The organism is Blautia pseudococcoides, from assembly GCF_001689125.2.
Classification (GTDB): Bacteria; Bacillota; Clostridia; order Lachnospirales; family Lachnospiraceae; genus Blautia; species Blautia pseudococcoides.
The window spans coordinates 488,001-503,503 of the sequence record NZ_CP015405.2; the positions used below are offsets into that span (position 1 = coordinate 488,001).

Below are 15,503 nucleotides of genomic sequence, written 5' to 3' on the forward strand. Positions count from 1 at the left end.
AGACAATCCCATAGGGGAATTATACATAATTAAGGGGGTGGAGATATGGGGAATTTTACAACAATTTTAAAAGAGTATCTGGGTAAGATGACACTTCCCCGTATAGCCTGGATTGATATTATTGAGATTCTGCTGATAGCTGTTTTTGTTTATCAGTTCATGCTGTGGGTGAGAAATACCCGGGCGTATTCTTTGCTGAAAGGAATCCTGATTGTCCTGGCGTTTATCTTCATCGCGTTCCTTTTAAAGATGAATACCATTCTCTGGCTGGTCTATAATGCAGGTGGTTATGCGATCACAGCCATACTGGTTATTTTTCAGCCGGAACTCCGTAAGGCTTTGGAGGAGTTAGGACATAAAAAGATCGTGAGCAACATTCTTCCGTTTGACAACGGGAAAAAAGAGGACAGCGGAAGATTCAGTGACCGTACATTAAATGAAATTGTGCGTGCCAGCTTTGAAATGGGAGAGGTCAAGACAGGGGCCTTGATCGTGATCGAGGAGGAGACAGGATTAAACGAGTTTGCCAGAACGGGTATTTACCTGGATTCTCTGGTGACAAGTCAGCTTATGATCAATATCTTTGAGCATAATACGCCTCTTCATGATGGTGCTGTTATAATCAGAGGAGACCGTATAGTTGCAGCGACCTGTTATCTGCCGCTTTCAGATAATATGGAACTGAATAAAAATCTTGGGACCAGACATCGCGCAGGTGTGGGGATCAGTGAGGTCAGTGACTCTATTACGATTATTGTCTCAGAAGAAACCGGCCGGGTATCCGTAGCCCACCATGGCAGGCTTATTGTAGGGGTAAACAGGGATGAACTCAAAGCAATCTTGTTAAAGGAGCAGAATGCCAACGCAGAGAAACAGAAACGCAAAATATGGAAGGGATGGGTGAAGAATGAAGAAAAGTCTGATGAATAAATTTACCTTGAAAATCCTTTCTCTGCTGATAGCCATATTGATCTGGCTGCTGGTCATGAATATAGAGAACCCTTCCATCACCCAGACATACATGGATATACCGGTTACATTTGTCAATGAGTCTTATATAGAAAGTATGAATAACATTGCACTTATGGTGGATGGAAAAGACTCTGTAAATGTCCGTATCCGGGCTGCAAATGAAACCATCAAGAAACTGAGCAAAGAGAATATTACGGCCGTGGCTGATCTGACACAGATCATTGACATGGATTCTGATCCTATTATGGTACCGGTTACGGTAACGTGTGCGGGAGTCGAGGATGAGGATATAGAAGTGACTCCTAAGAACATTCCCATCAAAATAGATCAACGAAAAAGTCTTGACCGTATTATCAGTACGGAACTCATAGGGGAATCAAAGCCCGACAATAATTACGAGGTTGGAAAGATAACTGCCAATCCGGAAAAGATCAATATTGTAGGGCCAAAATCTATTATTGAAAAAATAGACAGTGTGACAGCTCAGGTAAATGTGGACGGGATGGCTACAAGCGGTGAGCGGGAGGCTACCTTAAAGATATATGATAAAAACCACGATGAATTGAGCGAAAAGCAGATGTCTTATCTTAAATTCGATGTGCCCAGCACTACAGTTCAGGTCTATGTTGAATTATGGAGAATGTTGAAAGATGTTACAATTGATGTCTCCAATGCATACGTGGGAATCCCGCAGAATGGTTACCAGGTAGATTCGGTGTCATCAACACCGAGTGAGATCAGTATAGTGGGTTCAGAAGAGGCGCTGCAGAAATTCACTGTAAACGGAAACAAACTGACAATTCCTCAATCGGATGAGAGAGATATTTCGGGTAAGTCCTCTGATTGCGAATTCTCAGTTGATTTGGCAGAACTTTTACCAAAGGATATAAAACTTGCTACAGGCGTAAATGAAACAGCTCTTTTAACAGTAAAGATACTTCCGCTGAATAGTAAAGAATATAACATTTCCACAAATGAAATGAAAGTTGAAAATAGTCCGGCCAATATGAATGTGGTTATGGACAAAGTGGAAGTGCTGGTTCGGGTTGAGGGAAAAGAGGAAGATTTGGATAAACTGGATAAGAGTCAAATACATCTCAGTATTGATCTGAAATCTTATACAGCAGCCGGCGAATACGAGGTACCAGTTAAAATTGAAGTGCCGGATGGATATCAGGTGGTTGATGAAATCAATGTGAAGGTCACTTTGACAGATGCCAACACAAATGTTGTAACTCAGAAATAGGAACCATAAAATAGAAGCAGGGGAGTGATGAATAATGGTAAGTCAGAAAGTAAAAGTAAATAATTTGATCGGACTGCATTTAAGACCGGCAGGCCGTCTCTGCAGTGAAGCCATGCAGTTCAAATCACTGATTACCTTCAGTTATAATAATGTAACCGCAAATGCAAAAAGTGTCCTCAGTGTTCTTGGCGCATGTGTGAAAGGGGGAGATGAAATTGAACTGGTATGCGAAGGGGAAGATGAGGAAGAGGCATTAAAACATCTGGTATATATTCTGGAGGAAGGTTTACAGGAATAATTGTTTTATTATGATCCTGAGCAGAAAAATTCCGGGGATGGGACAGTCAAGGCTGTCTCATCCCTCGATTTTTGCCTGCCGGGAATCTCAACGACCAGGAACAATACCATTCACAGCCCTGCATAAAACAGTCCTGATCTCCCGGGACAGAGGTTGTGAATCTTTATGCAAGAATACTAATATTACTTAAGGAGAAAGCAATCATGCATAATAACATGAAAGAAGGCCTGAAAGATGGTATCCCTATCGCACTGGGGTATTTTTCTGTCAGTTTCACATTTGGCATGCTGGCAGTGAACAGCGGTATGGCACCTCTTCACGCGGTGCTGATTTCCCTTTTTAATCTCACATCCGCAGGGCAGTTTGCCGGTTTGAATGTGATCCTTTCGGGGGCATCGCTGCTGGAAATGGCATTGACGCAGTTTGTTATCAACATGAGGTATGCGCTTATGTCCCTTTCTTTATCCCAAAAGTTTGACAAGTGTGTCAAGACGCGCCACAGGCTTCTTATCGCATATGGAAATACGGATGAGATATTCGCAGTGGCAAGTTCAAAGAGGGGAAGTGTGGGGCAGTATTATATGTATGGTCTGATCTGCCTGCCGGTATTGGGATGGGTAGGAGGAACGCTTACAGGAGCCATAGCAAGTACGGTTATGCCCGCATTTGTGCGCAGCGCTTTGGGGGTGGCACTCTACGGAATGTTTATCGCCATTGTGGTGCCTCCGGCAAAAAAGGAATCCACAGTGAGGACTGTAGTGTTTATTGCCCTGGCACTGAGTAGTATGTTTTACTATCTTCCGGTATTAAAACAAATCTCCAGCGGATTCATGATCATTATCTGCACGCTGCTTGCAGCAGGCATCGGCGCTGTTTTATTTCCCATCAAGGAGGATTTGGAGGCATGATCTATGCGTATATTTTTGTTATGGCAGGTGTGACCTATTTGATCCGTATGCTGCCGCTTACATTGATCCAGAAGAAAATTTCTAATGTTTACATACGTTCTTTTTTATACTATGTCCCTTATGCATGCCTGACGGCCATGACATTTCCGGCAATTTTATATGCAACCGAGTCCCCGGTATCTGCCTTTGCAGGTCTGGCCGTGGCAGTATTTTTCGCTATGAAGGAGAAAAGCCTTGTGATGGTTGCATGTTTTTCCTGTATCGGCGTGTTTATCACAGAGCGGGTTTTGGAATTATTGTGTGTATAGTTCATGAGACTGTAAAACAAATTTAATATTACATTTCCCCAGTTTGGTTGTAATAACCTGTAAAAAATGGTAAAATGGTGATATCTCTAGAGGGAGAGTATACCTGATTGATACGAAAGTATCCGGGAGATAAATAAGAGCGTAAAGCTGGAAAGTAGAGGGAATAGTATGAAGAAGCGTAGAATGAAGCTGTTGGCGCTGATGCTTACGGCAGCGGTCACGATCACTTCTGTCCTTCCGGTAGGAGCAGCAGCTACGGATGGCAGTGAAGTACCGCAGCAGGTTACAGGCCTTACGGATCCGCTGGATGAAGGGAGCGGAGCAACGGATAACGGTCTGGGGGATGCAGCCGGAGATGGGCAGATGGGCGACAGCCAAACGGATGACGGCCAAACAGATGGTGAGACAAACGAAGTAAGTCATGAGGCGGAAGCTGCCCAGGATGACCATTGGACGCTGGAACGAGCTGAGAATGTAATGATATTCAGATATTATGATTCCGTAGATGGATTTACGGGATATCAGAGGAAATGGGTGCTGGATAAGCAGAGCGGTATCTGGACGTATTATGAAGTTCAGGAGGATGGGACGGAGATGTCTGTGGATCCTCATCCGGATGCAACAGTTACAGTAGGCGGAAAGACCATTGGATTTTATGGAACCGCTGTTTACAATGATGCAGATTATGGACTGATGAACCTTACATACGCCTTTGAAAAAGTGGAGGGCGGTTTAAAAGGTGTCGGAGATTGGTGGCATCAGGAAGCAGATGGCTCTTTTCAGTATTATCTAGGTGAGGCAGACCCGGCAGAAGATCCGGATGCGGCACTTGCAGCAGGATACAGGGTTCCCAAAAGTGAGATGGAAGGTCCATTCATTATTCCTGGGGATGACGGCGTGGAGTATTGCTACTGGCTGGATGCCAATGGAATGCCTTTAAAGAATATCTGGAAATTCGTTACAGATGAGGATGGAAGTAAGTTGGCCGGCTATTTTGGCCCGGATGGGAAAATGCTGACCGAAGGCATGCCAACAGGACTTCAGAATATTGAAGGCGCCAATTACTGGATCGGGGAAGACGGACAGCCTGAGACTAATGTTTGGAAAGAATTAGACGGCAAATATTATTATTTTGACGGCAATGGTGTGCAGGCACAGGGAAAAACCGGTCTTCAGAAAATTGACGGCAGTAATTACTGGATGAATGAAGACGGAAGCTATGCCAAATCCAAATGGATAGTAGATGGCAAAAAGTTTTACTATTTTGGTGCGGATGGAAAGCAGGCAACGAAAACTGGACTGCAGACGGTCAATGGTAAGAAGTATTATGTGAACAAGGACGGCACGGTTAAGAAAAACACATCTGTGATCGTGAAGGGTGTGCGTTATTTCTTTGACAAGGATGGGAAATGTACCAAATCCTATAAGGTTTTTTCTGAGGGATGGCAGCAGAATACAACAGGTTGGTGGTACCAGAAAGAGGACGGAAGCTGGCCGGCAAACTGTTGGTATAAGGTAAAAGGTCAGAAATACTATTTTGACGGCAATGGCTATATGAAAACTGGCTGGCTTGCTCTGGGAAATAATTGGTATTATCTGACTGCAAGCGGTGCTATGGCTCAAGGCTGGGCAATGATAAACGGGACCTGGTACTATCTGACACCGGGAAGCGGCGTCATGAAGACCGGCTGGTATAAAGATGGGAATACCTGGTATTATAGTAACGGAAGCGGAGCGATGCAGACAGGTTGGTTAAAACTGGGTAATACCTGGTATTATCTGAACGGAAATGGATCCATGGCCCAAGGCTGGATATTAGTAAATGGGACCTGGTATTATATGGCGCCGGGAAGCGGGGCTATGCAAGTAGGCTGGCTGAATCTGAAGGGTACCTGGTATTATCTAGCTGGAAGCGGAGCGATGCAGACAGGTTGGCTGATGACTGGCGGAACCTGGTATTATCTGAATGGAAACGGCTCCATGGCTCAGGGCTGGCTGAGTCTGGGCGGAACCTGGTATTATTTGACACCCGGTAACGGAGGAATGAAGACCGGCTGGTATATGGCAGGCAAAGAGTGGTATTACTCTTATGGTAATGGAGCTATGGCACGGAATGCATGGATTGACACTTATTACTATGTAGGCAGCAGTGGGGCCATGTTGAAAGATACTACAATTGGCGGCTATTATGTGGATAAAAATGGACGTTGGATACCAGGTTATGGAACAGTAAATGTAAATACCATTGGAAACTGGGAAAAGAGTGGCTCCACGTATTACTTTAAGAAGAGCAATGGCACCTATGCTAAAAATGAATATGTGGCCTGGAATGGAAACTGGTATTATCTTGATGGAAATGGGGTCATGTTAACCGGATGGCATTACATCAGGGGATATAAAATGTACTTTACAGGCAGTGGTGCCCTGCAGCAGGATGTAAGTGGAATGGTAGGTGGACCATACAGACTCCGTGTAAACCGTACAAAATGTCAGATCACGGTACTGGCTAAGGATGGAAGCAATGGCTGGACGATTCCGGTTAAATCAATCACTTGTTCGGTAGGTAATCCGATTACCCTGACACCGGCAGGTACGTTCTACATTGGCGATCAGGACAGATGGCATATTTTGATGGGGCCGTCTTGGGGACAGTGGACATCACATGTAGTGAACGGTATTTTCATTCACTCTGTAGCGGGATCATCCCAGAGTCAGTATAATCTTGCGGCAGCAGATTATAATATGCTGGGACAGCCTGCATCTCATGGCTGCATACGAGTATGTGTCAGAGATGCAAAATGGATTTATGATAACACAGGCAGAGGAACTATGGTTACTATTGGAGATGGTTATTATGAGCCATTTGATAAACCAGCTACAATCAAACTGCCATACGGAGTAAATCTAAAAGACCCAACAGATATTTGGTAAATAAATTAGAATAGTAAAAAACTGTGTGGCTGTACTCACTAGTAGTACAGCCACACAGTTTTTTACACGTTAAGAAAAATTTCGGGACAATACGTGCAAGCTTATTTCAATACTATTCCGGATATTCTGGCATGTGATTTTGATATAATACTTCCTCACCTTCAGGGGAGGTGATTGACATATGTTCAAAAATATAATTAGTCATCCAATCTGCTTCTGCTCTGGATTTAGCAGTAATATAATAACGGATTGCGTATGGATTTACTCCATGGGGAATAATCCGCTCCCCTTTCTTATAAAACAACCAGGAATCCATAATACCTTTCATTGAAGATAATTTTAAAGCTGCCTCCTGATTTTCTACCATCAGACCATTTTTTCCATGAAAATATAACACAGCACTGGTTTTGTCAAAAAAAGGTGAATGGTGCTTTAACGTGTTGCGCAGGGATGTCTCATCATAGAGATAATCCAGAAGGAGATTTTCCACTTTTAATCCGCAGCAATAATCTACAAGTTCATGTTCATAACCAAAGAATCTTCCGGCAATCTCACAGACGGATATGGTTTCTCCGGGAGACCAGAAAAACTGCATGGATAAAACACCACTTGTCTGTCCTGTAAAATTGGCAATTCGCTGCAGAATATCCCTTGCCTCTTCATAGACATTACAGATAAGCCTGGAAGGATATACATTTCGGGTACTGATAGGAATATCATTGGTGCATACAGGGGTCTTTTCTCTGTCTGCAATACTGATGACATGTACAGTTCCGTCCAAGACCCAGCTCATCATATTAAATTCATAACCTTCGTTATATTCTTCCACAAGGATTTCCTTTACCTCAGAAGTGGCACAGATAAAATCAAAGTGTTTTTTAATTTCTTCAACAGAATATAAGACAAGCACACCGCGTGAACCATATTTATCTAAAGGCTTTACTACAACAGGAAATTCAAAATCATCCAAATCTGAATTTGAAAATCCGGAGCTCAGCCGTCTATATTTTGCTGTGGGAATATGAAGCTTTTCAAACATTTGCTTCATAATATCTTTATTTCTGTAATAGTCTAGTTTTTCAGGGGAAAAATAGCATTTCAGGCCTGCTTTGTTTGCTATTTTTACCATGCATTCAAAGAGATAATCAGAGAAAGAAGTGATGATGCCATCCACTCTCTCTAGCTGACAGATAGAAACAATACGGTCGGTATCTCCAACGTCAATATCGTAGGACTTGTCGGCGATTTTTTTTCCGACACTGTCCGAGTATCCGTCACAGACGATGGTATAAATACCTCTTGATCTCGCCGTTTGTATTAATTGTACGAACTCTCTTAATGAGCCTAGTATTAACAATCTCTGTTTCATCATACGTTATTCGGGCCTTTCATTATTTGTCTCAGAACCTGCAGGATATACTCCATATGTTCCTTGCTGTATCTCTGGTCACAGGGAAGAGGAAGAATATTAGCAGCATAGTCATACTCAAGAGTTTCTTTAGGCATCTGATCTATGACGTTACTCCAGTAAGTTGGTATAAATATTTTCTCGGCTGCTAATTTCTTACGGATATTTATACCATCGGTACAGTAAAAAGGATAGACAAAGGGACCATCCAAATGCAGCAAAGAGAGGGGATTATATTGATTTAAGGCAGAAGCAAGCACTTCATAATTTTCAGTGCGCTTTTTACGCACGGCAGAGTAATCAATTCCTTTCAGTAGGTTTTCCGTCAGATGAGACATTCTTTTTATTGGCTCCTCATAATAATGGCGGGCAGTCTCTAGCATATTTGCATAATATTCTGACGCAGAATGCTCATAGCGTCCTAAAATATGGGACATCCTGAAGGAGGAAATATCCACTGGATATGTGGATAAAATATCTTCTGTTACATCATCCAGATAGAGATATGCTCCATCTGGCAGTCCGAAAAATTTTCTACAGGAATAAAGTACTGGGATACCCGGCTGAGGCCTTTGGAAAAAGGCATGTGTATTATCCAGAAAAATATTCTTATAGCGACGTTGATAACTTAAAAGTTTCTGATCAGAAATTTGTCCATAATAGTTGACAAGGTAAACATATTCTCCATCTTTCACTTCTTCTTCGGGGAGAATAGGTTCAAACTCTGCATTAATGTGATACCATTCTAAGGACACAGGAGCATCTGCACAGATAGAAGTTATAGAATCACATAGAAAATAGGGAAGCCACAGCTTTTTGATTTTCAGATAATCCAGAGCAAATAAGAGCGCTGTTCTTCCTAAATTTAGTTTTAACAGTTCAGGATAATACTCTTCACCTGAAAAATTTTCCAATTCCAAATAACCGCCGATTTCATTCATAAATAAATATCCTTTGTGTTATTTTTATAGCTCCTTTTTTCTGATCACATAATTTGGCATTTTTTTAGCTTCATTCAGTATATTCATTAGATATTGTCCGATAATACCAATGGCTAATAGAATGATCCCATTATAAGCCAGGGTAAGTAGCACCAGGGTTGTCCAGCCTTCCACCGATACATCATAGATGAAATAGCGAATCAGATAGAAAAGGCCAAGAATAATACTGATTATAAAACTGAATATACCTAAATCCCTGACCAGGAGGAGGGGGATTGCAGAGTTGGAAGTTATATCGTAAATCAAATCCTTTGCCAGCCTGCGAAAGGTATAATTGCTTTTTCCTACTTTGCGTGCATCATGGTGTACTGGAACATTGATGATGCGGTTACTGCTCTGGACCAGAAGGTTTCCGATTTGCGGAAGGTGAGTATTGGTATTCAGAATTGCTTCTACAATGAACCTGCGCATCAGCCGAAAACTGGTGATCTCCAGATTGGGATCTTTATTTAACATTTTTGATGTGGCGTATACAGAAATTCGGGTTCCCAGTCTCCTTATAAAATTATGCTTACGGTTCTCATATTTTGCAATAATCACGTCCACATCATCTTGTTCATTAATAGCAGCAGCCATTTTAGGTATTTCTTCCGGGCGATGCTGAAGATCATCATCCATGGTAATAATAAAATCGCCTCTGGCAAAAGAAAAACCGCATAATAGTGCTGGATGCTGTCCGAAGTTCTTTGCCATCTGTATGATTTTCACCCGGCTATCCTGTCTGCGAAGTTTTTTCATTACAGCATAGGAGTTGTCCCGGGAACTATCATCAACCAATATTAATTCAAATTCTTCCTGCAGGGTATTATCAAAAACATTTTTCAATCTGGTGTAAAGTTCTTCCAGAGTATGTTCTGAATTATAAACAGGAACTACGATCGAATATAAACTCATGTTTTTACCTCCGGGGTTGTTTTTCAACCGCCGCGATTATTATAACATTTTACAACAAGGGTTTCAATAGACTTGTTTCCTGGCAGGAAGGATGTTATACTGTAAAAAACTGTGCAAGGACAGAAAATGTACAGTTGGATAAACAACAGAAAGAAGGGAAGTAGATGACTGTGTCTAAAAAGAGCAGGGTACAAGACTATATTTTTTTACATATCAGTATCATAATATTTTCTTTTACCCCGGTTTTTACCAAGATGGCTTCCATGGAATTTAATAAGAATGGAATATGGGGAATCAGATTATACTTTTTCTTTTTCCTTATGCTTTTGGATTGTTTTATCTATGCTTTAGCATGGCAGAAAATTATTCAAAAATTCGAGCTCAGTGTGGCCTATGCAAATAAAAGTGTGTATCTCATATGGTCACAAATATGGGCAGTAATTATTTTTCACGAGGTATTGACAATAAAAAATGTACTTGGACTTTTTATTGTATTATTAGGAGTATTGGTGGTGCAAAAATATGAATAAATATATGCTTATCCTATTTATCGGAACCTTTTTTACAGCGTTTTCACAACTTCTTTTGAAGCAGAGTGCAAATAAGGAATATAGTCATCCCATATTTGAATATCTGAACTGGCATGTAATTACGGCTTATGGAATATTTGGAGGAGTATTACTGCTGAATACTTATGCATTTACCCATGTAGATATGAAGTATGGGTCTGTGATTGATACCTTTAGCTATGTGTTTGTTATGCTGCTGTCTTATTTCATTTTAAAAGAGAAATTTACGTGGGGGAAGATAATAGGAAACCTAATTATTATTACGGGTATTTTTGTGTATACTCTCGGCTAGAGGATATATCGTGAAAAGGGAATTACAGAATCATAAGACTCTGTAATTCCCTTTTTATAACAGGCGGTCAGGTGAAATAGTTGTAAATAGTCTTCACAATATATTCTTTATCTTTCTGGCTCAAATTATAATACATAGGAAGTCTTACCAGACGCTCGCTTTCTCTGGTAGTGTATTTATCCATGCCAGAGAAGCGGCCATATTTTTTGCCGGCAGGGGCAGTATGCAGAGGAATATAATGAAATACACTCAAAATCCCATTTTGTTTCAGAAAGGAAATGAATTTTGATCTTTCTTCCAAATCCTGTAATTTTATGTAGTACATGTGTGCATTATGCCGGCATTCCCCCGGAACATAAGGCTGTTCCAAACAGCCTTTATCTGCCAATGGCTTAAGCGCAGTATCATAAAAAGCATAGCTTGCCATACGGTCATCCTGTATCTGTGAAGCCATTTCCAGCTGTGCCCAGAGATAGGCAGCATTCATGTCGCTGGGAAGATAAGAGGAGCCATAATCCTGCCATGTGTATTTATCAATTTGTCCCCGAAAAAATTTACTTCGGTCTGTTCCTTTTTCTCTTAAGATCTCAGCCTTTTCCTGATAAGAGATATCCTGAAAGAGAAGGGCACCTCCTTCTCCCATACTGAGATTCTTAGTTTCATGGAAGCTTAAGCATCCAAAGTCACCAATGGTACCAAGGCTTTTTCCTTTATAATAAGAAGCGAATCCCTGAGCGGCATCTTCAACGACTTTTAAATTATGACGCTTTGCAATATCCATGATAGTATCCATCTCACAGGATACGCCAGCGTAATGAACAGGAACAATTACCCTGGTGCGTGGTGTGATGGCATACTCAATAAGTGTTTCATCTATATTCATGGTATCAGGTCTGATATCTACAAATACCAGGGAAGCGCCTCTTTGAACAAAGGCATCTGCTGTAGATACGAAAGTGTAGGAGGGAAGAATGACCTCATCCCCTGGTTTGATGTCAGTCAATACAGCGGCCATTTCCAGGGCATGTGTACAGGAAGTGGTCAGAAAAACCTGATTTACGTCAAAGTGTTCCTTCATCCAGTTACTGCACTTTTGCGTAAATACACCGTCACCACATATCTTGCGGTTGGTCACAGCTTCTTTTATATAATCCATTTCTTTGCCTACATAAGGCGGAATATTAAAATCAATCATTGAGAACTCCTTTTTAAAACATACTCCGGGTTATTATAAAAAACATTATTATTGTACCATAAGATAAAAAAAAAGGAAATAATAAACTGGGAATCCATTGATTTCTTAAGAGTATTCATGTATAATATTTAATACTTAGTTAATAAATGTAATAACTTTGCAAGAAATACAAAAAGAAGAGGAGTACACAATGAAGAGATTAGGGAAAAGACTTCTATCCTACGCACTTGTACTGGCTATGCTTATGAGTTTGTATACGCCGGCATATGGTGCTCAGATGAGTGAGGAGGATCCATCGGCATACGATACGCAGATGGGTGAAGAGACAGATACACCCACATCTGATCCCCGGATAAGTGGGGAGGCAGATACGCCGGCACAAGATGCTCAGATGAGTGGTGATGCAGACACACCGGAGCAAGATGCTCAGATGAGTGGCGAGACAGATATACCGGCGGTAGAAGATGAGGCACCAAGTTCCGATGGGGAGATGTCGGGACAGGAAGATAGCCGGAAAGCGGAATTGCCGCTGAATTACATTCTGACACAGGAAGATGGCGTACATCAGTCTGTTATTGTTGAATTGGGAGATGTAGAGTCTACAGCTCTGGAAAGTGCTGTACTGACATATCATGATGGCGAAGGAGAAATACATACAGCCCAGGCTGAAGAAGTTGTGGAAAATGTAGCTGCATTTCTTCTTGATCTGCCTGCAGCCCAGCAGGAAAGGACTTTTATTTCAGTAAATGCCTCTGTTGCAGGTCAGGAGTATGAGACTCTTCTGAATCAACAGGAGGAGATGGAGCAGATTGAGATGAGCAGCGAAGAAGCTGCCCAGGTTGTTACGGATACTAAAAATGAAGAGGCAGGTCTTGATTCCCAGACAGTTGAGCAGGTGGAAAAAGCAGTGCTGTCTGCGGATGACAATGGAATATCTGCAGAAGCCATAAAGGAATCTCTTACTGAAAATAACCAATTGGCAGAAAACGCTGGTAATGGTATCCAGACATTTGCTCTGGGGGAAGATGGGGATGTCCCTACGGCCATGGCTGTAGAACCAAAACAGAAAGAACACTATATAGTTGTACTTGACCCGGGGCATGGAACCATAGATACCGATGGGTATGACAGCGGAGCTGAACACAAATTCAGTGACGGTACAAAATTCGTGGAAGCAGACCTTACCATGAAAATTGCCAATTATTTAAAAGAGGAACTTGCGAAATATCCACAGCTTACAGTATATATGACCCATGATACAGTAGGCGCAAACAAGGCGATCAACATGACCTTGAACGAAAGAGTTGCATATGCCGCTAATAAACATGCTGATCTGCTGGTTAGCCTTCATTTGAATTCTTTTGATAAAGAGACTGCTCATGGTGCAGAGGTATTGGTTCCGAAAACAGGGAGATACAATACCGAGGTGGCAGAGAATGCGCAGAAGGCTGCTAATAATATTTTGAAAAGACTTACCTCTCTGGGACTTTATGACAGGGGACTTTTAGAAAAGGATTCCAGTGATTATCATTATCCTGACGGAAGCACTGCGGATTATTATGCAATTGTAAGAGAAGGACTGAAAGCATCTATTCCTTCCATTATCGTGGAGCATGCATTTTTAAGTGGAAAAGATGATAAAAAGTTTTTGAATAATGAAGCTTCTATTAAAAATCTGGCTAAAGCAGATGCATATGGCATCGCGCAGTATTTTGGTATAGAGACTGGGGGAGAGACATATGAGCCGGTACCTGAACCAAAAGGAAAATGGAAAAAAACAGGAGGTTCCTGGTATTATTATATCGGATCTGTAAAGCAGACCGGCTGGCAGAAGATAGATAACGCCTGGTATTATTTTAATGGCAGCGGTGTTATGCAGACCGGCTGGCAGATGATAGGAAATTACTGGTATTATATGAATTCTTCCGGTGTTATGCAGACCGGCTGGCAAAAAATAGACGGAAGCTGGTACTATCTTAATACCTCCGGAAGTATGCAGACCGGATGGAAGAAAATCTCCGGCAAATCATACTATCTGCAGGGAAACGGTGTTATGCTGGAAAGTGGCTGGCATATGCTGGGTAACTACTGGTATTATATGTCGGGAAGCGGAGCCGCATTGACCGGCTGGCAGAAGATAGGGGGCCAGTGGTATTATCTGGATAAAAATGGCCGAATGAAGACCGGTTGGTATCAGGTCGATAAAAAATGGTATTATAGTGATGGAAGCGGAGTTATGCAGACCGGCTGGCTGTATACTTATAATACATGGTATTATCTGAATGGAAGCGGAGTTATGGCAGAAGGCTGGACGCTGGTGGGAAGCACCTGGTATTATATGCAGCCCGGCAACGGCGCTATGAAGACCGGTTGGCAGAAAATAGACAGTAAGTGGTATTTTCTTGACGGAAGTGGCGCCATGCGTACCGGCGGATGGTTGAGTCAGGGAAATGTCTGGTATTATCTGAATGCAAACGGCTCCATGGCAGAGGGATGGATCCGTCTGGGAAATACCTGGTACTATATGCAGCCAAATAGTGGACATATGCGCACAGGGTGGTATCAGGTTGGAAAGAAATGGTATTACAGTGATGGAAGCGGAGCCATGCAGACAGGCTGGCTGAAATTAGGTGATATCTGGTATTATTTGTCCGGAAGCGGGGCTATGGCGGAAGGATGGAATTTTATCAACGGCAGCTGGTATTATATGACTCCAGGAAGCGGAGCTATGAGAACCGGATGGTTTACAGTAAATAATGTCTGGTATTACTGTAACGGGAGCGGAGCTATGCAGACCGGTTGGCTGCAGCTGGGAAATGTCTGGTATTATTTGAACAACAGTGGAGCGATGCTGACAGGCTGGCACACATTGGGCGGAAAGGATTATTATTTCAATAATTCCGGTGCATGGATACCGGATAAAAAAAAAGATAATCCAAAGAACTTATATGCCATAGAGGGAAGCAGCTCTGCAACTGTAGATCAAATGGTAAAGTATTATAAGAAATCGGGATGTACATATCCGTCTGCTGCACTGAAAAAGGGTGGTGCGGCAGATATTAAAACATTTGCTAAAATTGTTTTAGAGGAAGCAAATGAAGAGGGAATAAAGGCAGAAGTCGTGTTCACCCAGGCTATGAAAGAAACCGGATGGCTCCAGTATGGAGGGGATGTGAAGGTAGAGCAGTTTAATTTTGCAGGCCTGGGAGCAATCGGTAATGGAGCAGCTGGAAATTCTTTTAAAAATGTCCGTACCGGCATACGCGCTCAGGTTCAGCACTTAAAAGCGTACGCTTCCGACAAGGACTTAAAGAATGCATGTGTTGATGAAAGATTTCAGTATGTAACAAGAAAATCAGCAATGTACGTGGAATGGCTGGGGATTCCGGATAATCCAACCGGAGCCGGTTGGGCGGCAAGTAAAAATTATGGAAAAGATTTAGTTGAAATGATAACAAATTTGAAAAATTTGTAATGATAA

12 protein-coding genes are annotated in these 15,503 nt (G+C 41.9%); 8 read left to right on the forward strand and 4 right to left on the reverse strand.

Annotation, left to right across the window (positions count from 1 at the left end; all coding sequences use genetic code 11):
- Positions 1-45 precede the first annotated feature (45 nt).
- The 6 genes from cdaA (at position 46) to A4V09_RS02365 (ending at position 6,663) form a co-directional block, all read left to right on the forward strand.
- On the forward strand, positions 46-930 hold the full coding sequence (gene cdaA, locus A4V09_RS02340) for a diadenylate cyclase CdaA (RefSeq protein WP_065540922.1): 885 nt from the start codon (positions 46-48) through the stop codon (positions 928-930).
- Complete coding sequence (locus tag A4V09_RS02345; protein ID WP_065540923.1) at positions 908-2,218, forward strand: CdaR family protein; 1,311 nt, start codon at positions 908-910, stop codon at positions 2,216-2,218. The genes cdaA and A4V09_RS02345 overlap by 23 nt, the downstream gene beginning before the upstream one ends.
- 34 nt (positions 2,219-2,252) lie before the next feature.
- A complete protein-coding gene (locus A4V09_RS02350) occupies positions 2,253-2,516 on the forward strand; it encodes an HPr family phosphocarrier protein (protein WP_065540924.1) in 264 nt (87 codons plus the stop codon).
- Between the two features lie 203 nt (positions 2,517-2,719).
- A complete protein-coding gene (locus tag A4V09_RS02355) occupies positions 2,720-3,424 on the forward strand; it encodes an AzlC family ABC transporter permease (protein WP_065540925.1) in 705 nt (234 codons plus the stop codon).
- Positions 3,421-3,732 carry a branched-chain amino acid transport AzlD family protein gene (locus tag A4V09_RS02360; RefSeq protein ID WP_065540926.1) on the forward strand — a complete coding sequence of 104 codons (312 nt, stop codon included), beginning with the start codon at positions 3,421-3,423 and terminating at the stop codon, positions 3,730-3,732. Before A4V09_RS02355 ends, A4V09_RS02360 begins: the two co-directional genes overlap by 4 nt.
- 168 nt (positions 3,733-3,900) lie before the next feature.
- Positions 3,901-6,663, forward strand: a complete 2,763-nt coding sequence (locus A4V09_RS02365; protein WP_084043402.1) for a L,D-transpeptidase family protein — start codon at positions 3,901-3,903, stop codon at positions 6,661-6,663.
- Between the two features lie 112 nt (positions 6,664-6,775).
- On the opposite strand, the gene A4V09_RS02370 is transcribed toward A4V09_RS02365, so the two are convergent.
- The 3 genes from A4V09_RS02370 to A4V09_RS02380 are packed head-to-tail and all read right to left on the reverse strand — an operon-like array spanning position 6,776 to position 9,966.
- Positions 6,776-8,020: an ATP-grasp domain-containing protein gene (locus A4V09_RS02370; RefSeq protein ID WP_242963929.1), complete on the reverse strand. Its 1,245-nt coding sequence runs from the start codon at positions 8,018-8,020 to the stop codon at positions 6,776-6,778.
- An 11-nt stretch (positions 8,021-8,031) separates the two neighbouring features.
- Positions 8,032-9,012 (reverse strand): hypothetical protein, encoded by a 981-nt coding sequence (locus A4V09_RS02375; RefSeq protein WP_065540928.1) that lies wholly within the window; start codon positions 9,010-9,012, stop codon positions 8,032-8,034.
- 24 nt (positions 9,013-9,036) lie between these two features.
- Positions 9,037-9,966, reverse strand: a complete 930-nt coding sequence (locus tag A4V09_RS02380) for a glycosyltransferase family 2 protein (RefSeq protein WP_065540929.1) — start codon at positions 9,964-9,966, stop codon at positions 9,037-9,039.
- A 522-nt stretch (positions 9,967-10,488) separates the two neighbouring features.
- Here A4V09_RS02380 and A4V09_RS02390 point away from each other — a divergent pair.
- Positions 10,489-10,827, forward strand: coding sequence for an EamA family transporter (locus tag A4V09_RS02390; RefSeq protein WP_065540931.1), 339 nt, complete (start codon positions 10,489-10,491; stop codon positions 10,825-10,827).
- Positions 10,828-10,894: 67 nt separating this feature from the next.
- Here A4V09_RS02390 and rffA read toward each other — a convergent pair whose 3' ends face one another.
- Complete coding sequence (rffA, locus tag A4V09_RS02395; RefSeq protein ID WP_065540932.1) at positions 10,895-12,022, reverse strand: dTDP-4-amino-4,6-dideoxygalactose transaminase; 1,128 nt, start codon at positions 12,020-12,022, stop codon at positions 10,895-10,897.
- A gap of 190 nt (positions 12,023-12,212) precedes the next feature.
- Between rffA and A4V09_RS02400 the strand changes: the two genes are divergently transcribed.
- Complete coding sequence (locus A4V09_RS02400; RefSeq protein ID WP_065540933.1) at positions 12,213-15,497, forward strand: N-acetylmuramoyl-L-alanine amidase; 3,285 nt, start codon at positions 12,213-12,215, stop codon at positions 15,495-15,497.
- Positions 15,498-15,503 lie beyond the last annotated feature (6 nt).